Origin of the sequence: Aeromonas sp. R3-1 (genome assembly GCF_040908345.1) — a bacterium.
GTDB lineage: Bacteria > Pseudomonadota > Gammaproteobacteria > Enterobacterales > Aeromonadaceae > Aeromonas > Aeromonas veronii.
On the sequence record NZ_JBFODN010000091.1, the window covers coordinates 1 to 23,468 of the forward strand.

The window sequence follows — 23,468 nt, forward strand, 5'->3', positions numbered from 1 at the left end:
GGTGGCACCAGCACCACCAGCAGGGCGACCAGCATCATGGCCGGGGTATACCAGCGGCTGAAGCGGTCGATAAAGCGCTCGATGGGGGCGCGCTGGCTCTCAGCTTCCTCGATGAGGTGCAGGATGCGGTCGATGGCGTTGTTGCCGGGCTCGGAGACCACCTCAAGACGCAGCACCCGATCGGCCGCCATACTACCGGCCGGCACCTTGTCACCCTGACGACGCTCCACCGGAATGGATTCACCGGTCAGGGCGCTCTCGTCAAACGCGCCAAGTGCATCGAGCAGACGGGCATCTGCAGGTAGGCGGGCACCCGGGGCGATTTCGATAATATCGCCGGGACGCAGCTGATCGGCGCCGACCTCTTCCCGCACCTCGCCTTCAGCAGTGGTACGGATCCGCAGCGCCTTGTCGGGTACCAGCGCCATCAGAGCGGTCACTCCGGCCCGGGCGCGTCCGGCGGCGTAGGCCTCCAGATGCTCACCCAGCATAAAGAGCAGCAGTACCATGGCCGCTTCGGCGGTTTCGCCGAGGAACAGGGCCCCCACGGCGGCGACCGTCATCAGGGTCTCGATGGCGAAGGGGGAGCCGCTTTTGGTCAGCGCCCACGCCTTGCGGGAGATGGGCCACAGCCCCCACAGGGTCGCCAGGGTAAAGAGTGGCTGACCGAGCTCTTTCGGCAGCAGGGCGGCGACCAGCATCAGGCCGGCCAGTGACAGGGGCTGCCAATATTTGCCCAAAAAGTTACCGAATAGATTGCCTTGCAGGGGCTGTTGTGAAGCTTGCTTACGGCCAGCTGCCTGCTTGTCAGCACTTTCCCCCTTGAGCTGGAAACCGGCGGCCAGCACGGCGGCGGTGACGGGATCGGGGGAGAGACCGGGGGCCAGATCCACTACCAGCTTCTCGGTGGCAAACAACACGCGTGCCTGTTGCACGCCGCTCACCCGGCTGACGGCGGTCTCGATCTTGCGGGCGCAGCTGGGGCAATCCATCCCCAACACCTGCCAGCTGTGGCGGCTGTTGCCTTGTACCGGTGCAACCAGCGGGTCGGCAGGGGGCATATCGTGCTCGTGATCATGCTTATGATCGTGAGCCGGCGATAAAGGGGCGTTGCAGCACGCTTGATCGTGACTGTTTCCTCGGGGAGGCTCTTCATCCCCGGGTGATTCATTGCCGTCACGGGATGCGTGCTCATGAGGCGTCGGGGTTGAACAGCAACTGACGGGTGTGGTGTTGTCGCAGCAGTGGCTATCGTGGTGATGTTCACTCTGGCCGGAGGCCGCCTTGCTGACGGCCTTGATGGGGGCGGCGTGCTGATGATTGCAGCAGGATTTGCTCATGATGAGTCCCTCTTGATGGATCCCGCCCCTGCGAGATCCCTGATTACCGAGAAGGAGTCTAAACCTTGGTGTTAAGTCCAAGGTCAACCCCTTTATATCCCTTGTCTTCGCGGGTGTTTGTCTGGTCCCGCCGCCCCTATACTGATCACCCGGATTTTTACTACACCAATAAAGGACATAACACATGAGCAACTCAGTCACTCTGCAAGGCAACCCGGTTTCCGTCGCTGGTCACTTCCCGGTCGCCGGTGAGCAAGCCAAGCCCTTCTCCCTGGTGGCCAAGGATCTCTCCGACGTGACCCTGGCAAGCTTTGCCGGTCAGCGCAAAATCCTGAACATCTTCCCGAGCGTCGATACCCCGACCTGCGCTACTTCTGTGCGCAAGTTCAACGAGCAGGCCAGCGCGCTGGAGAACACAGTCGTGCTGTGCATTTCCGCCGATCTGCCGTTCGCCCAGTCCCGCTTCTGCGGCGCAGAAGGTCTGGACAAGGTTGTGACTCTCTCCACCCTGCGCGGTGCGGCCTTCATGGAAGATTACGGCGTGGCCTTCTCTTCCGGTCCGCTGGTCGGTCTGACCGCTCGCGCCATCGTGGTGTTGGATGGTGACAACAAGGTGCTGCACAGCGAGCTGGTCGCCGAAGTGGCCGACGAGCCGAACTACGCTGCGGCGCTGGCCGTGCTGTAAGGCTGCAAGCCATAAAAAATCCCGCTTCGGCGGGATTTTTTATGCGGGAATTGTCCGTTCAGGGCGTAGCTGGCGGGGTGGTTGCCGGTTCAGCCTTGGCGGGTGGGGAGGGTTGCCACTCCACATAGGGGGGTGGATCTTCTCGTAGATCTCGGCCAGTTTGCCGGTGGCGGCCAGCTGATCGATGGCTTGGCGGAGAAATTCGTCCATCTCATCACCAGCTGTCCCTTTCTGGATGATGAAGACATCCTCGAAATCCCCGAAAAATTCTCGCCTGATATTGGTCAGCCCCAGCTGCTTGAGCATCAGGTCAGCCTCCTCTTGCGCCCAGACAAAGGCGTCGATACGGCCGCGTGAGAGCTTGCGCAGTGACTGCTCGATACTCATCGAGCGCTGCACCGGGAAGGGCATATAGTCGGGAACGGCTTCAATCAGCAGGTCCCGTTTGGTGGGCACTATGCCATAGGCCATATCCGTGGTGACCGGATAGGCGGTATTGCTGTAAATCACATGGGCAACCTTGCCAAAACTGCGGGTGCTGAAGCGATAAGCCAGCATATCGATATCCTTGAGGTTGCGGATGGCGGGCAGCCCCAGGTCAGCCTTGCCGGAGATCACCCCAGCCATGGCACGGGCGATGGGGTAGATGGTGATCTTGATGGTTACATCGGGGTAGAGATCATCGATGGCGTGCACCAGGTCGACAAAGGGGCCTGTCTTGTCGGCATTGATCAGCCCTGGCAGCTCGCCAAGGTGGGCATTGAGGATGCGCACCGGTTTCGGCGGCTCGGGTGCTGCGTCGCTCTCCGGAGTCTGCGACTGGCCGAGGGTGGCGCTGCCGAGCAGGGTGACCACGAGCAGCAGAAGGGGGATGTGTCTGGTCATGGCGGGTCTCTCTTGGTGATGGGGCTGCTAAAGTGTAGTCAGCCGGTCGCCAGCCCCTCTCGGCCGGGCCATCATGGATAGGGTTTTACTTCTCGGCCCCCGCTCACTAGACTTCGCCTCCCACTTCTTTGTTGACGTAGCGCCATGACCTTTAGCGAACTTGCCCTCCATCCCGCTCTGCTTGCCTCTTTGCCCGCCACCTTGCAGACGCCGACCCGCATCCAGCAGCTGGCGATTCCGGCTGCGCTGGCGGGGCAGGATCTGCTGGCGCTGGCCCAGACCGGCAGCGGCAAGACGCTGGCGTTTGGCTTGCCGCTGCTGCAACGGCTGGATCCTGCCTCCAGCCAGGTGCAGGGTCTGGTGCTGGTGCCAACTCGCGAGCTGGCGATTCAGGTCACTGCCGCGATAAAAGAGGGGGCCGAGGCGCTGGGGCTGCGCATCGTGACGTTGTGTGGGGGCGTTGCGCAGGAGCGGCAACAGGCCGAACTGGCGCAGGGGCCACAGCTGCTGGTCGCCACGCCGGGGCGGTTGCGGGATCTGCTGACCCAACAGGTGCTGGGGCTGGATGGTTTACAACTCTTGGTGCTGGATGAGGCGGATCGCCTGCTGGAGATGGGCTTTGCTCCCGACATCAAGGCGCTGCTCGGCTTTATTCCGGCGGATCGCCAGACCCTGCTCTTCTCCGCCACCTTGCCTGCCGAGCTGGAGGCGCTGGCCAACGGCTTGCTGCGCGAGCCTACCCGTATCGAGGCCACCCCCCTCAACAGCGTGGTAAACGAGATCGAAGAGCGGCTCTATCTGGTCAACAAGAGCAGCAAGGTACCGGCGCTCATCAGCCTGCTCAAGGAGCAGGCGTGGCCGCAGGTGCTGGTCTTTATCAGTGCGCGGGATGATGCCGACGGGGTTGCCAGAAAGCTGGCCAAGGCGGGCATTGCGGTGGCCGCCCTTCATGGCGAGAAGGAGCAGGCGGTGCGCGAGCAGGCGCTCGGCGATTTCAAAGAGGGCAAAATTCGGGTGCTGGTGGCCACCGACCTGATGGCGCGCGGCATCCATGTGGAGGCGCTGCCGGTGGTGATCAATCTGGACTTGCCCGCCAGCGCCCCTGTCTATGTACACCGCATCGGTCGTACCGCCCGGGCTGGCCGTGAGGGGCTGGCCATCTCGCTGGTTTGTCATGGCGAGAGTGACATGCTGCAAGCCATCCGCACCCTGACCGGCCGCGAGCTGCCGTTGGGCGATCTGGCGGGATTCCCGGTCACCGACCAGCCTGCCAGCGGGGAGGGCAAGCGCCCCCCTCGTGATAAGCAGGCCAATCGCCGCACTCAGGCCAAACGCAGCGTCAAGCAGTTCAAGGGCAAGCGCTGACCTCAGGGTTTGCCTTGCTCCCGCGCGAAGAAGTCACGACGCCACTGGCTCAACACCTCCTCCTTGTGTTGTTGCCACAGCGCAGGATCCATCTGTTGTTGGCTGGCCGCCAGTTGCTGCTCGAGCTCGGCCAGCTCTCGCTGATAGCGGTTGCGTTGATCCAGCTGCTGCTGGCGCGCCCTAGCAAACGCCAGCGTGGCTTCAGCCTGCTCTGCGGGCAGGAAGTGACGGGCCAGGGTGGCCAGCTCCTCATCTCCCCACAGCTGACGAGCTTGCTGCAGGCGGGCATCAGGGTTGAACAGATCCACCGCCAGATCCGGATGATTCGCTGCCCACCGATCCTGCAAGCGGCTGAGGGCGTCCAGCCGCTCGGCCAGCGGCAACTGCTCGCTCTCTTGCGCCAACTGATCCAGCGCCAGGGCATAGCGCCCCTGTAGCCGGATCAGACTCTCCCCCTCGCTCAGCCACCCGGCCTCTGTTGCTTCCAGATTGCTCACGCGCTGCGCCAGCGGCAACTCGCTGTCGCTGATCTCGCTGGCAAGCTGGTTGATCAGTTCATCCGGCATCGCCTGCCAGCTGCTGGGCACTTCTTTGCTTTTGCCATCCATCCCCTCAGCGTTTGGCATGCGGGGAGGCGGGCTCCCCGGTTCTGCTGGCAACTGCATATCGGCCGGAGAGGGCGTCGCCGACCGTTCTGGCGATATCGGGGGTTGCTCTTCCTGCCAGCCCAGATTCACCAGCAAAAGGGTCAGGATAGCCAGTGCCAGTATCCCGTAACGGTGAGTCATCGGCTGATCTCTCCCTTGACCGGGAAGTGGTCTGAGAGGTTGCTGGCGGGCCAGAGGCTGCCATCGCTGCTGCGCGGGATCCAGACCGTGTTGAGGTTGTGGCTGGCGTTGCCGTACTCCCGACTCACTACCAGATAGTCCAGATACTCGACGTTGGCGCCACCGGAGAGTGGGCCACCGGCATAGGGGTTGATCCTGGGATCAAAGGTGGCTTCGGTGTAGCCGCCATAGGCGGGTTCATGGGCGTTCAGATTGGCCAGCATATTGGCGTAGTCATCGGCAAACTTGCGTTTGTTGACGTTGAAGTCGCCGCCGTAGATGACGGTGTCGCTGGCGGGGATCTTGAGGCTGGCAGCCAGAGAGCGGATCTGACCGAACTGGATCTGGCGCAGCTTGCGGGCCTCGTCGGTGTCGAAGCTGGCGGTGTGGCTGGCGAACAGGTGCCACGCCTTGCCCCCCTTGATCACCTCGGCGTACATCACCCCCTTGTCGGCGAAGCAGTCGGTGCCGGTGCATTGGGGATAGACCAGCTGGGCCTCCCGCACTATGGGATAGCGGCTGACGATCACCACGCCGCCGTCATGAATGTTGACCCCGGGCTTGTCGAGTACTTTGGTCTGGTAGGGGTACTCTTTCGCCAGCGCCTGCAAAAAGCCTTCGCGGCGGCCATCGAATACCTCTTGCAGCAGCAGGGCGTCATAGCCCTTGAGATAATCAGGCAGCAAGGTCAACCGCTCGCCGATGCTGGAGGCGATGACCGGCAGTGCCCAGACGTTGTAGCTGGCCACCTTGAGCCTGTGTTCTGCCGGTTCCGGTTGCTCCCGTTTTTGGGGAGGCGTGATCATATAGTGCAGATCGTCGTAGCGGCCGGTGAACTTGGCGGCAAAGGCCAGCTCTTGTGGCCCCGCAACGCGGTGGATCGCCCGATCGTTTTGCCAGCCGGATGCGCTGGTCGGCGTCTCGCCACCGTGCTGCAAGGTGGTGTTCCACCAGGTTCCCTCCATCAGCTGGTTGAGCCGATAGACGTCGCCACCCGCTGTGGTCACGCGGGTTTCGAACAGATAGCTCTTGCCCGCCTTGACCCCCTCATAGCGATTGAAGCTGAGTACCATGGCGCTCTCCCACGGGCCCAGCTCGGTGCGGTGCTGGCTCCACTGACTGCCGGGTTGCAGCTGGCCGCTGCCGCTTTGGCGGATGTCGATCTGAAGCGGTTCAGGACTGTTGTTGGTGAGATAGACATCGGTATCGGCCAGTGCCAGTTGCGGGAACTGGCTGACCAGCAGCAGGGCGGCATAACTGAGGGTTTTCTGCATCACAGGCTCCTTTTGGTTGCAGGGCAATGGAAAGTGACTGTTATGGCGAATGCAGAGGTCAGTTTGTTTACATTTTGGTTACAAGTAAATAAATTGGTTTTGTTTGGAGCTTTGTGGAGGTGTAAAGCGAGCGAGGCAGCACGCTTAAAGAGAGAGGGAAGAGCGAGGGAAGGCGCCCGTGTCAGGCGCCTTCAGGAGTTAGCGGTGGGCCAGCGGGTAGGTGAAGAGCGCCAGATGGGCGAAGTTGAAGGCGAAGTGGATCAGGATGGCCACGGAGAGTCGCCCGCTGAGCTGGAATGCCAGGCCATAGCAGCAGCCTGCCAGGGTCGCAAACAGCGCCAGCAGTGGGCCACCGGGCAGGTGGATGGCTCCGAACAGTAGCGCAGCCACGACGATGCCAATCCAGGGGCGGTAACGCTCGGTCAGCTCCTGCTGGATCGCGCCGCGAAACAGCGCCTCTTCTGCCACGCAGGTGAACAGCAGATTGTTGAGTGCAAACAGCCACCACCAGTGGGGCAGACCCACTTCCGGTTTCAGTGCCCCCAACTGCCAGGCGATGACCAGCAGGGCTCCCAGCGGCAGCAGTAACAGGGCCAGCGGGCGCCAGCGGATTGCGCCCCCCTTGCCCAGCAGCATCGGGCAGGCCAGCAGCAAGCCAAAGAGCAGCAGCGGTTTGTCGAGGTTCAGATACATGTTGAACGGCACGCTGGCGGGGCCTGCCAGCGCCTGATCCAGCGCCTTGAGATTGTTGAAGCCGGGGATTAGGTGCAGGGTCAGCGCAATCGCCCAGAGGATCAGCACCACTCTGGTCACCATCGCCCAGCGGGCGGGGAGGGTTGGCGCACGCCACGCCAGCAGTAATCCTGCGACCGAGACCAGCAGGGCGGGTAGCGTCATTCGGTCAAGCCACAGTGCCAGCAGCAGGGAGAGTCCCAGCAGAGCAAAGGCGGGAAGACGTTGGCGGAAGAGGGCAAGCAGCACTGCCAGTGCCAGCGCGCCCCAGATAAATGAGTCGGGAGGGGGTAACATTGGATCTCCTTGATCGAGGCAGGCGGCAACCTTAACAAGTGGGCGTCAGCAGGACAACCGCGCAGGAGGTGGTCGGATCCCTTCTCTATACTCATCAACAGGGTAAAGGGAGAGCAGCTGATGAAGCATTGTCTGTGGTTGTTGTGTTGTTGGTGTGTCTGGCTGCAGGCCGCACCCTTGCTGCTGGTGACCGGTGAGTTCACCCCCTATACCGGCAAGGCCCTGCCTGAAGGTGGCGAGAGCACCCGGCTGGTGACGACCCTGCTGCAAGAGGCCGGGTATCGAGAGCTCCAGGTCGACTACCTGCCCTGGCCCCGCGGCTATCAGTTGACCCGCAATGGGTTGGTCGCGGCCACCTTCCCCTACGCCTGGACTGCCGAGCGGGCCAAGCTCTTCCACTACAGCGCTCCCATTCACATTGATCGCCTCTCCTGGTTCACCTATCGGGGGAGCGAGGTCATTCAGGCTGGCCGCTGGCAAGGGTTGCGTGTCTGTATTCCGCTGGGGTGGAGTACCAGCCATGCCGACGGGGTGATCAAGAGTTTCGGGCTGGATCTGCAGCGCCCCAAGACCCTGGCACAATGTCTGCAATTGCTGGATCGCAAACGGATCGATCTGCTGCCGATGAACGAGACGGTGACCCGGGATGCCAGCCGTCAGCTGTTTGGCGATCCCTGCCATCTGCAGGCATTGCCCCACTTTCGTCAGAGCGACACCTTTTACCTGATCATTTCACGGCAGTACCCTGAGGCCGCCAACCTGCTTGAGCGCTTCAATCATGCTCTGGCTGCCGCCCGTGCCGATGGTCGCTATGACCAACTGGTCTCCCGAGCCGGAAAGGGGATCGATTGCCGTTGAGGGTGCACGGCCGGAAAACAAAAAGCCGGAGCAGTGGCTCCGGCTTTCTTTATGCCTTCAGGGGCGATTAGCGGCCTGATTCTGCGATCACGCGGGCGATGATATCGGCGCGCTTGCCGGCTTCCAGTTCGCCCAGGGCGATCAGGCCAGCCTTGAAGATGACGTTCTTCGGCAGGCTGACGTCGTCCAGTGTGGCGATCGCTTCAACGTGCATGCCGTTCAGGCGGCTGGCATCGCGCGGGCTCAGGTTGACCTGAGTGTTCATCACCTGCTTGCCTTTCTTCTTGGCAGGTGCAGCCGCTTTCTTGGTGGATTCCTGTTCTTCGTCTTCCGGCAGTTCGTCATCAAAATCGTAAATAGACATAGTCAATCCTGTTGAGTTAGGCAAAAGGGCACATTTGCCCGACATTGGGTCAATCAGCCCATATCCTCGTTACGGATAAAGGCGCGCCAGGAGGTGAGCACCTGGGCAAAATCTTCCAGCCCGCACATGGCCAGCTGTTCATCATCGTAGTAGGCGAGATCGTCAAGATCCTCACCCAGCTCGATATTGAGGGCGTTGGCTTTCACCTCCGCCTCTTCATGGGTCAGCAGCAGGGAGTAGTCACCGCCGTTGAGCCGGTATTCGACTCGGGTGCGGTTGGAGAGCTGATCAATGATGGAGAAGAGCTCGTCGAGCTTCTCTTCATCCTTGCCAACCTCGTCGATCAGCCACTGACCGATGGCTTCATGGCCCATGGAGAACCGGGCGCGATAGCCACCAAACGGGTCGCGGCGAAATTCATAATCCATAGCACAGTCCAGATCGGAGGGATGGGCCATCACGGGCAGGCGGGTGCAAGCACGCAATTCCTGCTCCATGGCGGGGCACACATCGGGTAAAGTGGCCTATTCTAGCGATCCCCCTCTCGCTTGTCTTGATGATGTGGCATCTTTGCGCCCATGTGCCCTGAATAGGCCCGTGGTGGCGTCGCCAGATCAGCCCCTTGTCCGGAGATGTTATGCAGCTAAACGATAATCTTGCCCGCCAGATCGTCGCACGGGCGATGAAGATCCTCTCCTTTTCGGTCAACGTGATGGACGAACACGGTCTCATCATTGCGTCCGGCAATCCGGAGCGGATCCATCAGCGCCACGAAGGGGCCGTGCTGGCATTGACAGAAAACCGGGTGGTGGAGATCAGCGAAGCGACTGCCTTGCAGCTCAAAGGGGTGCGACCCGGCATCAATTTGCCCATCTCCTATCAGGGGGAGCTGATCGGGGTGATCGGCATCTCCGGCGATCCGGAGGAAGTGCGTGCTTACGCCGAGCTGGTGCGAATGACCGCCGAACTGATCCTGGAGCAGGCGGCACTCACCGAACAGCTGCAGTGGGACAAGCGCCACAAGGAGGAGCTGGTGTTGCAGCTTATACGTGGTGAGGGGCGAGTCGATCAATTGCAGCAGGCGGCCCGCTTTCTCGGGCTGGAGTTGGCCCAGCCTCGGGTGGTGGCCGTGCTGGCGCTGGAGGAGGCCGATCCGGCGCGTCTGCGAGAGCTGGTTCATCAGCTGGAAAATCCGGAGCGGGACAATCTGGTCGCCATCAACGGGCTCGACGAGATAGTGGTGCTCAAACCGGCACAATTGAGTGATGGCATCTGGCAATCGGCGCAGGAGCGCAGCCGAATCAAGCAGTTGCTGGCCCGCATTCCCCACTTCAAGGTGCATATCGCGGTGGGCGATTACTTCGCCGGGATCGACGGGCTGGCGCGCTCTTACCAGACGGCGCGAGATACCCTGCGCCGTGGCATGCGGCAGGCGCCGCGCAAACAGGTCTACTTCTTTGAGGACTACCGTTTGCCGGTGCTGCTGGGCAGTCTGGCGGACTCATGGCAGGCGGATCAGCTGCGCACACCGCTGCAGAAACTGGCCCGGGAAGATGGCAAAGGGGCGCTGCAGAAGACCTTGCGCCACTATTTCTTGCAGGATTGTGATCTGCATCGCTGTGCCGAAGCTCTGTTCATTCACCCCAATACCCTGCGCTATCGGCTGGGGCGAATAGAGCAGATAACCGGGTTGAATTTCAACAAGTTAGACGACAAATTTTTGCTCTATCTCGGCCTTAATCTCGACTTGTGATTGTAAAATTAGACAAAAAACTACTTTTACATGAAGCGATTTTTGGCTATTCAGCCAAAGAATTCTGATTGCAGATCTCCATAATGGCGGCCATTCACTCCCATTGAAGGTGTCCGTCATGATCCCGGTTACAGCCCTTGGCGCCATCGCGGCGCTCTCCATCGCCATCATCCTCATTTTGAAGAAGGTGCCGCCCGCTTACGGCATGATCGTGGGGGCTTTGGCCGGTGGTCTGATTGGCGGTGCCGATCTGACCCAGACCGTCGCCCTGATGATCGGCGGGGCCCAGGGGATCACCACAGCTGTGATGCGGATCCTGGCGGCCGGTGTGCTGGCGGGCGTGTTGATCGAATCGGGCGCGGCCACCACTATCGCCGAGACTATCGTCAAGAAGCTGGGTGAAACCCGCGCCCTGCTGGCACTGGCGCTGGCAACCTTGATCCTGACTGCGGTCGGCGTATTCGTGGATGTGGCCGTTATCACGGTTGCCCCCATCGCGCTGGCCATTGCCCGCCGTGCCGACCTCTCCAAGGCGGCCATCCTGCTGGCGATGATCGGCGGCGGCAAGGCGGGTAACGTAATGTCCCCCAACCCCAACGCCATTGCCGCGGCTGATGCCTTCCATCTGCCCCTGACCTCTGTGATGGCTGCGGGCATCATTCCGGGTCTGTTCGGTCTGGTGATGGCCTACTGGCTGGCCAAGCGGCTGAACAACAAGGGCAGCAAGGTTGCTGCTGATGAAGTGGTGAGCTTTGCCGGTGCCAAGTTGCCGGGCTTTGCCGCCGCCATCAGCGCGCCGCTGGTCGCCATCCTGCTGCTGGCCCTGCGGCCGGTCGCCGGTATCGTGGTGGATCCGCTGATTGCACTGCCCCTCGGTGGTCTGGTCGGCGCCCTGATGATGGGTAAATTCAGCAAGGTGAACCAGTTTGCGGTCTCCGGCCTCGCCCGTATGGCGCCGGTTGCCATCATGCTGCTGGGTACCGGTACCCTGGCGGGCATCATTGCCAACTCCGGCCTGAAAGATGTGCTGATCAGCGGCCTGACCGCCTCCGGTCTGCCTTCTTACCTGCTGGCGCCTATCTCCGGTGCTTTGATGTCGCTGGCGACCGCCTCGACCACCGCCGGTACCGTGGTGGCCTCCAACGTATTCAGCTCCACCCTGATTGAACTGGGGATCAGCAGTCTGGCCGGAGCAGCCATGATCCATGCCGGTGCCACCGTGTTTGACCACATGCCCCACGGCTCCTTCTTCCATGCCACCGGTGGCAGCGTCCACATGGGGGTAGGTGAGCGCCTGAAACTTATCCCTTACGAAACTGCAGTCGGTCTGACCATTGCAACTGTCTCTACCCTGATGTTTGGCGTGTTTGGCCTCGCCTAAGGAGTTGATATGAAAATTGTTATTGCCCCCGATTCATTCAAGGAGAGTCTGAGCGCCATGGCGGTGGCTGATGCCATCGAGGCCGGTTTCAAGCAGGTGCTGCCGAACGCCACCTACGTCAAATTGCCGATGGCCGATGGCGGTGAGGGCACGGTGCAATCGCTGGTGGATGCCACCGGTGGCCGGATCCTGCCGGTCGAAGTGACTGCGCCCCTTGGCAACAAGGTGCAGGGCTTCGTCGGCCTGCTGGGTGATGGCGAGCGCGCCGTCATCGAGATGGCCGCCGCCTCCGGCATCCATCTGGTGGCGCCCGAGCAGCGCAATCCGCTGCACACCTCCAGCTTCGGGACCGGTGAGCTGATCCTGGCCGCGCTGGAGATGGGGGTGAAGCACCTTATTCTCGGTATCGGCGGCAGCGCCACCAATGACGGCGGTGCCGGCATGATCCAGGCGCTCGGCGGCAAGCTGCTCAAAGCGGATGGCTCTGCCATCGAGCTGGGTGGCGCCGGTCTTGCCGAACTCGCGACCATCGATCTGAACGGTCTGGATCCGCGCCTGAGCGATCTGATTATCGAGGTGGCGTGCGATGTGAACAACCCGCTCTGCGGCCCGAAAGGCGCCTCTGCGGTGTTTGGCCCGCAAAAGGGGGCGACCCCCGAGATGGTGGCGCAGCTCGATGCCAACCTCTCCCGTTATGCCGACTGCATTGAACAGGCCCTTGGCAAGCAGGTGAAGGATATTCCGGGGGCGGGCGCTGCCGGTGGCATGGGGGCCGCGCTGGTCGGTCTGCTTGGTGCCGAGCTCAAGCCCGGCATCCAGATCGTCATCGAAGCGCTGAAACTGGCCGAGGAAGTGGCCGATGCGGATCTGGTCATCACCGGCGAAGGGCGCATCGACAGCCAGACCATCCATGGCAAGACGCCAATCGGTGTCGCACGTTGCGCCAAGCAGTTCGGCAAGCCGGTGATCGGCATCTCCGGTTGCCTGACCGACGATTGCGGTGTGGTACACGATCACGGGCTGGACGCGGTATTCGCCGTGGTCAACCGCGCCATGTCTCTGCCGGAGGCGCTGGAGAGCGCCAGCACCAACATTCAACTCACCGCGCGCAACGTTGCGGCACTCTATCAACTCAAGGGTTGATCCGGTTCGGCCGATGCGCGCCATCGGCCACTCAATATCCCCGTTTGGGGCATCTCCCATCTCGCGAGATGTCTGACTGCCCTGGCACTTATTTGCCGATCCATCGTGATCGGCTCTTTTCTTTCCGTTCCTTTGTCTTGCCACACTTTTGACTCCATGGGTCAGCGCGGTTTTGATAGGCGCACATCTCCCTTTACGGCATAGTGGTCGTACCAAGTACAAGGAGAGACTCATGTTCCTGCTGACCCTGGGGGTTACGCTGTTTACCCTGATCCATCTCTACCCCTGTTTTGCGGTAGCCCATCGGGCGCGACTGAGAGAACGGCTGGGGGAGAATCGCTACAAGGGGCTCTTCTCCCTGCTGGTGTTTATCGCCATCGCCTGCATCATCGCCGGTTGGCGGTCGGCCAGCTCGCTGCCGCTCTACTTCCTGCCGGAGTGGGGGCCGATGACCATGACGGTGATGATGCCCTTTGCGCTGATCCTCTTCTTCTCCGGCCAGGGGCCCAACCATCTGCGCCGTTGGCTGGTGCATCCCCAACTGCTCGGTACCCTGCTCTGGGCGATGGCCCATCTGCTGGTCAACAGCGAGGCGCGCTCTCTGGTGTTGTTTGGCGGCATCGGGCTGTGGGCGCTGGTGAGCATGGTCTGGATTTCGGTGCGGGACTGGCAGCGATATCCCCGTCCGGCGGCCAACTGGACGGGCACCGGCATCAGCGTCGGGGCGGGCCTGGTTGCCACCGCGCTGCTGGTGTTCTGGGGCCACGGCTGGCTGACCGGCATTCCCCTGCATTGAGAGTGAACTGCGGCTCTGGTAACCGCGTATGATGGACAAAACAAAAGGAGTCTTGGCGATGAAATGGTTCACTCTGTTGCTGTTATTGGGGGCCGGCGCGGCCTCTGCGGCGTGCCCCGATTATTTCAATGTGGAGATGCGGGAGCTAAACAACTCTCAGCGCCATAACCTCTGTCAGCTGACCGAGGGCAAGGTGGTACTGGTAGTCAATACCGCCTCCTACTGCGGCTACAGCGGCCAGTTCCGCGATCTGGAGAAGCTCTACCAGAGCTACAAGGATAAGGGACTGATTATTCTGGGTTTTCCCTCCAACGATTTCTGGCAGGAGGCGGGCAACGAGACCAAGACTGCCGAGGTGTGTCGCCGCGACTATGGCGTCACCTTCCCGATGTTCAATCGGGTAGCGGTGCGGGGCTCCGATGCTGTACCACTGTTCAAGGGGCTGGCGGCGGCCGCTGATGGGGATGAGCCGAACTGGAACTTCCACAAGTATCTGGTGGGGCGCGATGGCAAGCTGATCGCCAGCTACGGCGCTAACCAGAATCCGGCTGACGACCCCCTCAAACTGCAGATCATCCGGGCGCTGGGGCTCTGACCCTACCCCTTGGCGGGCGGCTCTGGAATAATGGGCTCCCGCCACTCAATCCGGTTATCTTGTGCTGCAACGTCTTCCTCAAATGGTGATCTTCGATGCGCTGGTGCGCGAGCAGGGGATCTCTGCCGCCGCCCGTCGTCTCGGGGTCTCCAAATCTCATATCAGCAAGCAGCTGGCGCTGCTGGAGACCACCCTCGGTGCCCAGCTGGTCCAGCGCACTACCCGCCGCTTCGTCCTGACCGAGCTGGGTCAGGAGTACGCCCGTCACTGTCATGCGCTGGTGGCGGTGGCGCAGGAGGCGGACTCCATGATCGCCGAGCGGCGTGGCAAGGTGAGCGGCGTGCTCCATCTCGGGGTGGGCCAATCTTTTGGCCGTCTGCACGTCATTCCCCATCTCAAGGCGTTTCAGGATCGCTATCCCGAGCTCGAGCTGGAAGTCTCGCTGTTCGACCACAGAACCAATCTGGTGGATGAAGGGCTGGATCTCTGGCTTACCACCTATGAGGACAAGCCGGAAGGGCTGGTGGGACAGCGGCTGGCTGACATTGGCTTCGTGGTGGCGGCTTCGCCGGATTACCTGCTGAGCCACGGCACGCCGCTTCATCCCAAGGATCTGGCCCAGCACAACTGCATCACTTACCAGAGTCGGGAGCGGCGCTATCACCAGTGGTCGTTTCGCCAGGGCAAGGAGCGTCAGACGGTGCAGGTGGCGGGCAACTATCGGGTGGATATGGCGGAGGCGGTGCGGGATGCGGCACTGGCCGGGCTCGGTATCGCCTATATTGCCAACTACTTGCTGGACAAGGAGTTACAGAGTGGCAAGCTGATCCCTGTGTTGCCAGGGTGGCGACCGAACCAACAGATGGCGGTACACGCCGTTTATGCCCGGCGCGAACATCTGGATCCCAAGATCCGTCTCTTCATCGATTTCCTCAAGGCCCGCTTTGGCCCCGAACCCTATTGGGAGCAGCGACTGGCCCCCTGGCTCGGGGGTAAATTGTCCGGCGGTGAGGAATGATTGTTTCCATATAAGAACTCTTGATTTCTCCTGATACTAAAATCGAACCAAATCAGCCAGTTGGCGCAACCGATATCGTGCAAACGTTTTTTCTAACAGGGTTGTAACCAAGCGGACTTGCAGTGACGGGGGGAGAGGCGCAGAATCCGCGCCCATCTTTTGCCCCACCTGATGGAGTCCCTATGATTGCCCTGCTCGGCATCCTGAGTATCCTGGCGCTTGCCGTCATCTGCTCTGATAATCGTCGTCGTATCCCGTTGCGAACAGTTGGCCTTGCCCTCTGTCTGCAAATCATGTTTGCCGGTCTGGTGCTCTGGTTGCCTGCCGGTCAGCACGTGCTGAACGGGGTCAGCGAGAGCGTAAGCAGCGTGATCGGTTATGGTCAGGAGGGGATCGCCTTCCTGTTCGGCGATCTGGCCAAGTTCAAGCTGGGCTTCATCTTTGCCTTCAACGTGTTACCGGTCATCATCTTCTTCTCTGCGGTGATCGCCATCCTCTACCACATCGGTATCATGCCGCGGGTGATCGCCCTGCTGGGTGGTGGCTTGCAGAAGCTGCTGGGCACCGGCCGTGCCGAGAGCCTCTCCGCCACTGCCAACATCTTCGTCGGCATGGTGGAAGCGCCGCTGGTGGTCAAACCCTACCTCTCCAAGATGTCCGATTCCCAGTTCTTCGCTGTGATGAGCTGTGGTCTCGCCTCCGTCGCCGGTGGCACCCTGGTGGGCTATGCCAGCCTCGGGGTTGAGCTGAAATACCTGATCGCTGCCGCCTTCATGTCGGCCCCTGCCGGTCTGGCGATGGCCAAAATCCTGGTGCCGCCGGGAGCTGAAGAGGTCGATCACCATCAGGATGTAGAGATCCCCCGCGCCACCAACGTGATTGAAGCGGCGGCCGATGGCGCCATGTCTGGCCTCAATATTGCGGTGGCGGTTGGTGCGACCCTGCTGGCCTTCGTTGGCGTGATCGCCATGCTCAATGGACTTCTCGGCTGGGCTGGTGGTCTGGTAGGGCTGGATCTGAGCTTCCAGATCATTCTGGGTTGGCTGTTTGCCCCCGTCTCCTGGCTGATCGGTGTGCCCTGGGATCAGGCGCAAGCCGCTGGCGCCCTGATCGGTACCAAGATCGTGGTCAACGAGTTCGTCGCCTTCATCGGTCTGGTGCAGGATCAGACCCTGAGCGAGTCGAGCAAGGCCATCGTGACCTTCGCCCTGTGCGGCTTTGCCAACATCTCCTCCATGGCGATCCTGATCGGTGGTCTGGGCTCCATGGTGCCGGAGCGCAAATCCTTCATCGCCCGTTACGGCATGCGCGCCATTCTCTCCGGCGTGCTGGCGAACCTGATGAGTGCCTGTCTGGCCGGTCTGTTCCTCGCCCTGTAACCGTTGCGGTACGGGATAGATGCAACAAGGGCGCCCTCATGGCGCCCTTGTCATATGGATAAAATGAAGCCCCGGCCTTGGTCGGGGCTTCTTGTTGCTGCTCAGTCGACGTAGAAGGTTTGCTGGAAGCTGAGGTTCTGTTGCTGCCCACCGCCCATGATCTTCAGGGTGAACTGATAGGTATCTTCGTTGCGGTAGGGGAGGGTCGCCAGATAGTAGATGGCATCCCCCTCTTTTACCTCCTGAAAGTTCAGGGTGCGGATGGTACCGGTCAGGTTCTTGGCCTCACCGGTGATCCCCACGGCTTGCGCCACTTTCTGCTTGTCCTGTACCGCGATATTGATGATGGCGTTGTAGCGGCTGCGCTCCAGTCCATACGCCTTGGCGACCTCCGGTGTGAGGAAGCTGGAGTTGAAGGCGTTGTAGTGCACCAGCCAGGGCCCCAGCGCCTTCATCTGTTCTGCCTTGAGCGGCAGGGTCATCAGCAGTGCCAGCAGGCCACTCATCCAGGCTGTTTTCATCTGTCATCCCTCTCATATCTACGGTTGGCGCAGGCCGATTCATTCAGCCTTGCGTGTCATTCAGCAGCGCACTCACTTCTTGCGGCAACTGTTTGGGGCTGTCGATGGCGACGGTTTTGTGTCGCCCCAGCTCGCCCCGCACTATGGTGATCTGTCCCTTGGCCACCTTGAACTGCTTGGCCAGAAACTTGATCAGATGGCTGTTGGCCTGGCCATCGACGGGCGGCGCCGTGATGGCCACTTTCAGCTCTTCGCCATGCAATCCGATGATCTGATCCCGACTCGCCTTGGGCTGGATCACCAGATGCAGTACCAGTTCATCCCCTTGTTGCAGGACGGCTGGCATCAAATCATCCACCACAGCTGGCCGAACAGGTCACCCAGCAGGTAGTTGATGGCTTGCAGGCCGATAAAGGCGACCAGCACCGAGAGATCCAGCCCGCCCAGTGCCGGCAGTACGCGGCGGATAGGGGCGAGGAAGGGCTCGGTCAGCTGATGCATCACGTATTCGATGGGGTTGCGGCCCTGGCTGACCCAGCTCAGGATGGCGCGGATCAGCAGTACCCAGAAGATCATCGAGCCCGCTTTTTTCAGCACGGTCAGCGCGGCAAACAGGCTGATGCTGAGCCAGTCCGCCAGCAGTACGTTCATGCTCTTGAGCAGGGCCAGCTTGAGGAAGGCGACAGCCAGCGCCAGCACCACGGAGGCGAGATCGATGCCGCCAAAGCCCGGGATAACGCGGCGCAGCGGGATCACCAGCGGATTGGTCAGCTTGACCACCATCTGGCTCATCGGGTTGTAGAAGTCGGCACGGGCCCACTGCAGCCAGACGCGCAGCAGGATCACCATCAGGTAGAGATCGAAAACGGTGTTAATCAGAAAGTAAGCAGTGTTCATCTGGGCTCCTGTTAGAAGAGGGTTTCCATTTCGGTGGCGCGAGTAACGGCCGCCTGCATGGCTTGCGCAGTCAGCGGCATCAGCCCCTGCAGCTGGAATGTCTTGATGGCTTCGGCTGTGGTGCCGCCCTTGCTGGTCACCTGCTCACGCAGGGTTTGCAGCGCCAGCTCCGGGTTTTGCTCCACCATGGCGGCTGCGCCCAGCGCGGTCTGCTGCACCAGCAGGCGTGCCTGATCGGGCGAGAAGCCCATTGCCTCTGCCTCTTCGGCGATCGCCTGCATAAAGAGGAAGAAGTAGGCCGGAGCACTGCCCGCCGCGGCGATGACGCCGTTGATGCCGGACTCTTGATCCACCCAGAGGGTCTTGCCGACCGCCTGCATCATCTGCTCGGCAAAGTCGCGATCCGCGGCGGCAATATGTTCGGGTGCATAGAGACCGGTCATGCCCAGACCCAGCAGAGCAGGGGTATTGGGCATGGTGCGGATGATGCGGTCATGGCCACCGGCCATCTCGCCAAGGCGCGCCACCTTGATACCAGCTGCGATGGAGATGAGCAGCTTGCCCTCAAGGGATCCCAGCTCTTCAACCAGTGCTGCCAGCATGCCGGCCATCAGCTGCGGTTTGACCGCCAGCACGATCACTTCGGCGCCTCGGGCCGCCTCGGCATTACTCTGGGTGATGTGAATGCCATGTTCGCTCGCCAGCGCCTCCAGCTTGGGCAGACTGGGGTTGGCAGCAGTGATCTGCCCGGCGGGATAACCCGCCTTGACCAGTCCGGCTATGATGCTGCGGCTCATGTTGCCCGCGCCGATAAAGGCCAGCGTTCTATGCTGCATCAGATGCTCCTGTAGCACATGGGGTCGCGGCGGGGTGGGTGCTGCCTGCACCACCAGACGCCAGAATTCGGTGTTCCATCAAACGCTCCTGTTGATGAAGTCGCGGCAAGAGGCGGACGTATTGGTTATCCGCTGGCCTTGCCTATGAGTAGTCACGGGCGCCGAAGATGGCGGTGCCGACCCGCACCATGGTGCTGCCGTGGGCTATCGCCAGTTCAAGATCCTCGGTCATCCCCATCGAGAGGGTATCCATCGTGGGGTATTGTCGCGCAAGCTCGGTGAACAGAGTCTGCATACGGGTCATTTGGGCGGCCAGTACGCTCTCGTCACTGGTGTGCTCGGGAATGGCCATCAGCCCCCGCAGCACCAGTCGCTCACTGTGGGAGACCAGCTCGGCAAGGCGGAAAATCTCTTGTTCCGACGTTCCGGATTTGCTGCTCTCTCCGCTAATATTGATTTGCAGACAAACATTTAGCGGTGCCATGCTGGCTGGACGCTGGTTGTTGAGGCGGTCGATCAGCTTGTCCCGATCCACGCTCTGTACCCAGTCAAACCGTTCGGCGACCAGTTTGGATTTGTTCGATTGCAAAGGGCCGATAAAGTGCCACTCTATGTCGCTATATTCCGGCTGCTGGCGCAAGGTATCGATCTTGGCCGCTGCTTCCTGAGCGTAGGATTCGCCAAAGCAGCGCTGACCTGCGGCATGGGCAGCCATGATGGCCTCGACCGGCTTGGTCTTGCTCACGGCCAGCAGGCGGATCTGCTGCAGGTTGCGGCTCGCCCGTTCGGCGGCCTGGGCAATACGTTCCTTTACCTGAAACAGGTGCTGGGCAATCTGGTTCATATTTCGTTAGTGATCTTGTGATGGGAGAATGACAAGTCTATGGATATCACAGAGTTATTGGCTTTCAGTGTAAAGCATAAAGCCTCGGATCTACACCTCTCGGCCGGGGTTCCCCCGATGATCAGGGTTGATGGTGAGGTTCGCAAGATCAATTTGCCCGCCCTGGAACATCGGGAAGTGCATGCCCTCATTTACGACATCATGAACGACCATCAGCGCAAGGAGCTGGAGGAGAACTTCGAGGTCGATTTCTCGTTCGAGGTGCCCAATCTGGCCCGTTTCCGGGTCAACGCCTTCCAGCAGGCGCGCGGCTCTGGCGCGGTATTTCGTACCATCCCCAGCACTGTGCTGAGCCTCGAAGATCTCGATGCGCCGGAGATCTTCCGCAAGATCGCCGAGTTCCCGCGGGGTCTGGTACTGGTGACTGGCCCGACCGGTTCCGGTAAGTCGACCACCCTGGCTGCCATGGTCAACTACATCAACGAGAACTTCCATCACCACATTCTCACCATCGAAGATCCCATCGAATTCGTCCACGAGAACAAACGCTGTCTGGTGAACCAGCGGGAAGTACACCGCGATACCAAGAGCTTCAGCAACGCCCTGCGCTCGGCACTGCGGGAAGACCCGGACATCATTCTGGTGGGTGAAATGCGCGACCTTGAGACCATTCGTCTGGCCATGACTGCCGCCGAAACCGGCCACCTGGTGTTTGGCACCCTGCACACCTCGTCGGCGGCCAAGACCATCGACCGTATCATCGACGTCTTCCCCGGCGCGGAGAAGGACATGGTGCGTTCCATGCTCTCCGAATCCCTGCGGGCAGTTATCTCCCAGACCCTGCTCAAGCGTATTGGCGGTGGCCGGGTGGCGGCCCACGAGATCATGATGGGCATTCCGGCGGTGCGTAACCTGATCCGGGAGGACAAGATTGCCCAGCTCTACTCGGTGATCCAGACCGGGATGACCCACGGCATGCAGACCATGGATCAGAGTCTCAAGCAGCTGGTGAGTCGCGGTGTGGTGGCATCCCTCGATGCCAAGGCCAAGGCCGTCGATCCCAACAGCATTTAAGCGACTCGCACCCAGGGAGGGATAGATGATGAATCTGGATGATCTGCTGAGCGAGCTGGTCGAGCGAAAGGGATCGGATCTGTTTGTGACGGTGGGCTCGCCGCCCACCCTCAAGGTGAATGGCCATCTGGTGTCGCTAGGAGGTGAGGCGCTCGACAAGAAGGGGGCACTGACGCTGGTCAGGGATACCCTCAGCAGCGATCACTTCGAGCGCTATATCCGCACCAAGGAGGCCAACTACGCGATTTATCGCGAAGCGCTTGGCCGTTTTCGGGTCAGCGCCTTCTGGCAGCAGGAGCTGCCCGGCATGGTGGTGCGGCGTATCGAGACCCGCATTCCCACCTTTGAAGATCTGCAGCTACCCAAGATCCTGCAAGAGGTGGCGATGGCCAAGCGGGGACTGGTGCTGTTTGTCGGCGCCACCGGGGCGGGCAAATCGACTACCCAGGCGGCGATGATCGGCTATCGCAACCAGCATGCCGATGGTCATATTCTGACGGTGGAAGATCCGGTGGAGTTCGTTCATCAGCATGGTCGTAGTCTGGTGACCCAGCGAGAGGTGGGGATCGACACCGAGTCGTTCGATGTGGCGCTAAAAAGCTCGCTGCGTCAGGCGCCGGACGTGATCCTGATCGGCGAGATCCGCAGTCAGGAGACCATGGAGTTTGCCCTGCAGTTCGCCGAAACTGGCCATCTCTGTCTCGCCACTTTGCATGCCAACAACGCCAACCAAGCGCTGGATCGCATCCTCCATCTGGTGCCGCAGGAGAAACATCGCCAGTTTCTGTTCGATCTCTCCTTCAACCTCAGAGCCATTGTCGCCCAGCAACTGGTGCCGAGTGTCGATGGTTTGCGGCGCAGTGCGGCATTCGAGATCCTGCTCAATACCCCGCTCATCACCGACATCATCCGCAAGGGAGAGATGCACCGTCTCAAGGAGGTTATGACCAAATCTGCCGAACTGGGCATGCAGACCTTCGATCAGGCGCTTTTCAGCCTGTTCTGCGCCGGCCAGATTGGCTACAGTGAGGCCCTCGCCCATGCCGACTCGGCCAACGACCTGCGGCTGCTGATCAAGCTCTCCGGTCGCGAGCAGCTGGGGTCCGGCACACTGGAAAATGTGACGCTGGATGAATGAAACATGGGGCCGATCCGCTGTTCGGCCCCTAGCCAGAAAGGAACGTTATGCTGATTGTGGTTTCCCCGGCCAAGACGCTGGATTACGAGTCACCGCTGGTGACCCCCCGTTTCACCCAACCCGAGCTGCTGGATCACTCCGCCGAACTGATTAGCCGAGCCCGCCAACTGAGCCCTGACCAGATCGCCACTCTGATGAAGATCAGCGACAAGCTGGCCGGTCTCAATGCCGCCCGGTTTGCCGAGTGGCAGCCAGATTTCACCCCCGCCAATGCCCGTCAGGCGCTGCTGGCCTTCAAGGGGGATGTCTACACCGGTTTGGCGGTAGAGGATTTCAGCGAGGCCGATTTTGACTTCGCTCAGGCACACCTGCGGATGCTCTCCGGCCTCTACGGCGTGTTGCGTCCCCTCGACCTGATGATGCCCTATCGGCTGGAGATGGGGACCAAACTCGACAATAGTCGCGGCAAGGATCTTTACCAGTTCTGGGGGGAGGTGATCACTCACCATCTCAACGACGCGCTGGCAGCGCAGGGGGATGAAGTGCTGATCAATCTGGCCTCCGACGAGTATTTCAAGTCGGTACGCCCCAAGAGCCTGAAAGGGCGGATTGTCACACCGGTGTTCAAGGATGAGAAGAACGGCCAGTTCAAGATCATCAGCTTCTACGCCAAGAAGGCGCGCGGCATGATGGCTCGCCACATCATCAAGCACCGTCTGACCGAGGTGGAGCAGCTGATCGGTTTCAACGCCGAGGGCTACTACTTTGTGCCGGAAGAGTCGGACGCCAATACCCTGATGTTTAAACGCGCCGAAAATTAATTACAAAAAGAGGGAACCAATCTTTCGACCCGCGGGTCTGAATATGTGAATCCTCTGTTGTAAGCACTTTTTATTCGCCGACGTTTGATACGTCGGCTTTTTTATTGCCGTTTTTATTGTCCATCGATTGCCTTCGCCGGGACTATGTGGTTCAGATAGACTCAAGACAGGGAGCGAGTCGTTGCGAGGTGAATATGGAACAGAAAAATGCCATTCGGCAGGTTGCCGTCCCTTGGGCTCCGTCCCGCCAGCTCCCACCCGGGCTGGTCGTTGCCGAGCTGCATCAGGATCTCTGGAGCGACTCCCTGACCATCATGCTTGGGCGGGCACGCAGCATCGATCTGCCCCCGCAAATCCTCTGCCGGGTCTATTTTCGCCATATCTATGCCCTGCGGGTCATCGAAGATTGCGATCTGGCCGAGGGGAAGGATAGTCACGCTATCGAAGAGCAGATCCAGCTCATCACCCCATCCCGTTTTGCCAGCTGGTTCCATCAGGAGTCGGACGGCCTGCATCTGGATGAAGATCTGCAGCACTATCGCATCTCGACCTGGGATTATTGCGCCGATGTGCTGACCTCCTCGGCGCCGGAGCTGCAGTTCCTGCCCCAGAGCGAGTAGCCAGCTGTTACGTCAGAGGCGAAGG

At 60.7% G+C, this 23,468-nt stretch carries 25 protein-coding genes and 1 pseudogene; 14 read left to right on the top strand and 12 right to left on the bottom strand.

Going from position 1 to position 23,468, the window contains the following annotated elements; genetic code table 11:
• A partial coding sequence (locus tag AB5Y85_RS06055; RefSeq protein ID WP_368221274.1) for a cation transporter occupies positions 1-1,340 on the bottom strand: 1,340 nt, incomplete at its 3' end.
• A gap of 184 nt (positions 1,341-1,524) precedes the next feature.
• On the opposite strand from AB5Y85_RS06055, the gene tpx reads away from it, so the two are divergent.
• On the top strand, positions 1,525-2,025 hold the full coding sequence (gene tpx / locus AB5Y85_RS06060; protein WP_005341463.1) for a thiol peroxidase: 501 nt from the start codon (positions 1,525-1,527) through the stop codon (positions 2,023-2,025).
• Positions 2,026-2,083: 58 nt separating this feature from the next.
• On the opposite strand, the pseudogene AB5Y85_RS06065 reads toward tpx, so the two are convergent.
• Positions 2,084-2,910: pseudogene (locus AB5Y85_RS06065) on the bottom strand (transporter substrate-binding domain-containing protein).
• Positions 2,911-3,054: 144 nt separating this feature from the next.
• Here AB5Y85_RS06065 and AB5Y85_RS06070 point away from each other — a divergent pair.
• Positions 3,055-4,275, top strand: coding sequence for a DEAD/DEAH box helicase (locus tag AB5Y85_RS06070; RefSeq protein WP_257686748.1), 1,221 nt, complete (start codon positions 3,055-3,057; stop codon positions 4,273-4,275).
• Positions 4,276-4,277: 2 nt separating this feature from the next.
• Here the strand turns inward: AB5Y85_RS06070 and AB5Y85_RS06075 are convergent, their stop codons facing one another.
• The 3 genes from AB5Y85_RS06075 to AB5Y85_RS06085 all read right to left on the bottom strand — a co-directional run bounded on the left by AB5Y85_RS06075 (position 4,278) and on the right by AB5Y85_RS06085 (position 7,405).
• Complete coding sequence (locus AB5Y85_RS06075) at positions 4,278-5,063, bottom strand: hypothetical protein (RefSeq protein ID WP_257686749.1); 786 nt, start codon at positions 5,061-5,063, stop codon at positions 4,278-4,280.
• Positions 5,060-6,376, bottom strand: a complete 1,317-nt coding sequence (locus tag AB5Y85_RS06080) for a sphingomyelin phosphodiesterase (RefSeq protein WP_257686750.1) — start codon at positions 6,374-6,376, stop codon at positions 5,060-5,062. The genes AB5Y85_RS06075 and AB5Y85_RS06080 overlap by 4 nt, the downstream gene beginning before the upstream one ends.
• Positions 6,377-6,574: 198 nt before the next feature.
• Positions 6,575-7,405, bottom strand: a complete 831-nt coding sequence (locus AB5Y85_RS06085; RefSeq protein WP_257686751.1) for a CPBP family intramembrane glutamic endopeptidase — start codon at positions 7,403-7,405, stop codon at positions 6,575-6,577.
• A 120-nt stretch (positions 7,406-7,525) separates the two neighbouring features.
• On the opposite strand from AB5Y85_RS06085, the gene AB5Y85_RS06090 reads away from it, so the two are divergent.
• Positions 7,526-8,263, top strand: coding sequence for an ABC transporter substrate-binding protein (locus AB5Y85_RS06090; RefSeq protein ID WP_257686752.1), 738 nt, complete (start codon positions 7,526-7,528; stop codon positions 8,261-8,263).
• Positions 8,264-8,330: 67 nt separating this feature from the next.
• On the opposite strand, the gene AB5Y85_RS06095 is transcribed toward AB5Y85_RS06090, so the two are convergent.
• On the bottom strand, positions 8,331-8,627 hold the full coding sequence (locus tag AB5Y85_RS06095; protein ID WP_005348860.1) for a hypothetical protein: 297 nt from the start codon (positions 8,625-8,627) through the stop codon (positions 8,331-8,333).
• Between the two features lie 53 nt (positions 8,628-8,680).
• Positions 8,681-9,055 carry a YacL family protein gene (locus AB5Y85_RS06100; protein WP_026034971.1) on the bottom strand — a complete coding sequence of 125 codons (375 nt, stop codon included), beginning with the start codon at positions 9,053-9,055 and terminating at the stop codon, positions 8,681-8,683.
• A gap of 209 nt (positions 9,056-9,264) precedes the next feature.
• On the opposite strand from AB5Y85_RS06100, the gene AB5Y85_RS06105 reads away from it, so the two are divergent.
• The 7 genes from AB5Y85_RS06105 (at position 9,265) to AB5Y85_RS06135 (ending at position 16,692) form a co-directional block, all read left to right on the top strand.
• Entirely contained in the window at positions 9,265-10,380 is a 1,116-nt protein-coding gene (locus AB5Y85_RS06105) for a sugar diacid recognition domain-containing protein (protein ID WP_257686753.1), read from the top strand.
• 118 nt (positions 10,381-10,498) lie between these two features.
• On the top strand, positions 10,499-11,761 hold the full coding sequence (locus tag AB5Y85_RS06110) for a GntP family permease (RefSeq protein ID WP_005340326.1): 1,263 nt from the start codon (positions 10,499-10,501) through the stop codon (positions 11,759-11,761).
• A gap of 9 nt (positions 11,762-11,770) precedes the next feature.
• Positions 11,771-12,904, top strand: a complete 1,134-nt coding sequence (locus tag AB5Y85_RS06115) for a glycerate kinase (protein ID WP_257686754.1) — start codon at positions 11,771-11,773, stop codon at positions 12,902-12,904.
• A gap of 232 nt (positions 12,905-13,136) precedes the next feature.
• Complete coding sequence (locus AB5Y85_RS06120) at positions 13,137-13,700, top strand: NnrU family protein (protein WP_257686755.1); 564 nt, start codon at positions 13,137-13,139, stop codon at positions 13,698-13,700.
• A 58-nt stretch (positions 13,701-13,758) separates the two neighbouring features.
• On the top strand, positions 13,759-14,295 hold the full coding sequence (locus AB5Y85_RS06125) for a glutathione peroxidase (protein WP_257686756.1): 537 nt from the start codon (positions 13,759-13,761) through the stop codon (positions 14,293-14,295).
• 82 nt (positions 14,296-14,377) lie between these two features.
• On the top strand, positions 14,378-15,313 hold the full coding sequence (locus tag AB5Y85_RS06130; protein ID WP_005340335.1) for a LysR family transcriptional regulator: 936 nt from the start codon (positions 14,378-14,380) through the stop codon (positions 15,311-15,313).
• Positions 15,314-15,495: 182 nt separating this feature from the next.
• The gene (locus AB5Y85_RS06135; RefSeq protein WP_005348874.1) at positions 15,496-16,692 is read left to right on the top strand and encodes a NupC/NupG family nucleoside CNT transporter; all 1,197 of its coding nucleotides are present in this window, start codon (positions 15,496-15,498) and stop codon (positions 16,690-16,692) included.
• 101 nt (positions 16,693-16,793) lie between these two features.
• On the opposite strand, the gene AB5Y85_RS06140 is transcribed toward AB5Y85_RS06135, so the two are convergent.
• From AB5Y85_RS06140 to AB5Y85_RS06160, 5 genes are all read right to left on the bottom strand, one after another.
• Positions 16,794-17,213 carry a DUF4426 domain-containing protein gene (locus AB5Y85_RS06140; protein WP_157161459.1) on the bottom strand — a complete coding sequence of 140 codons (420 nt, stop codon included), beginning with the start codon at positions 17,211-17,213 and terminating at the stop codon, positions 16,794-16,796.
• A 43-nt stretch (positions 17,214-17,256) separates the two neighbouring features.
• Positions 17,257-17,559 (bottom strand): DUF167 family protein YggU, encoded by a 303-nt coding sequence (gene yggU, locus AB5Y85_RS06145; RefSeq protein ID WP_005340341.1) that lies wholly within the window; start codon positions 17,557-17,559, stop codon positions 17,257-17,259.
• Positions 17,559-18,110 carry a YggT family protein gene (locus tag AB5Y85_RS06150; RefSeq protein ID WP_005340343.1) on the bottom strand — a complete coding sequence of 184 codons (552 nt, stop codon included), beginning with the start codon at positions 18,108-18,110 and terminating at the stop codon, positions 17,559-17,561. The genes yggU and AB5Y85_RS06150 overlap by 1 nt, the downstream gene beginning before the upstream one ends.
• A gap of 11 nt (positions 18,111-18,121) precedes the next feature.
• Positions 18,122-18,946, bottom strand: coding sequence for a pyrroline-5-carboxylate reductase (gene proC / locus AB5Y85_RS06155; protein WP_257686758.1), 825 nt, complete (start codon positions 18,944-18,946; stop codon positions 18,122-18,124).
• Between the two features lie 142 nt (positions 18,947-19,088).
• The gene (locus AB5Y85_RS06160; RefSeq protein WP_257686759.1) at positions 19,089-19,790 is read right to left on the bottom strand and encodes a YggS family pyridoxal phosphate-dependent enzyme; all 702 of its coding nucleotides are present in this window, start codon (positions 19,788-19,790) and stop codon (positions 19,089-19,091) included.
• Positions 19,791-19,829: 39 nt separating this feature from the next.
• On the opposite strand from AB5Y85_RS06160, the gene tapT reads away from it, so the two are divergent.
• The 4 genes from tapT to AB5Y85_RS06180 all read left to right on the top strand — a co-directional run bounded on the left by tapT (position 19,830) and on the right by AB5Y85_RS06180 (position 23,443).
• Positions 19,830-20,864: a type IVa pilus ATPase TapT gene (gene tapT / locus AB5Y85_RS06165; RefSeq protein WP_005340354.1), complete on the top strand. Its 1,035-nt coding sequence runs from the start codon at positions 19,830-19,832 to the stop codon at positions 20,862-20,864.
• 28 nt (positions 20,865-20,892) lie between these two features.
• Positions 20,893-22,002, top strand: coding sequence for a type IVa pilus ATPase TapU (gene tapU / locus AB5Y85_RS06170; protein WP_201937783.1), 1,110 nt, complete (start codon positions 20,893-20,895; stop codon positions 22,000-22,002).
• Positions 22,003-22,049: 47 nt separating this feature from the next.
• Entirely contained in the window at positions 22,050-22,823 is a 774-nt protein-coding gene (gene yaaA, locus AB5Y85_RS06175) for a peroxide stress protein YaaA (protein ID WP_257686760.1), read from the top strand.
• A 194-nt stretch (positions 22,824-23,017) separates the two neighbouring features.
• Complete coding sequence (locus AB5Y85_RS06180) at positions 23,018-23,443, top strand: hypothetical protein (RefSeq protein WP_005340360.1); 426 nt, start codon at positions 23,018-23,020, stop codon at positions 23,441-23,443.
• The last annotated feature ends 25 nt before the right edge of the window (positions 23,444-23,468 follow it).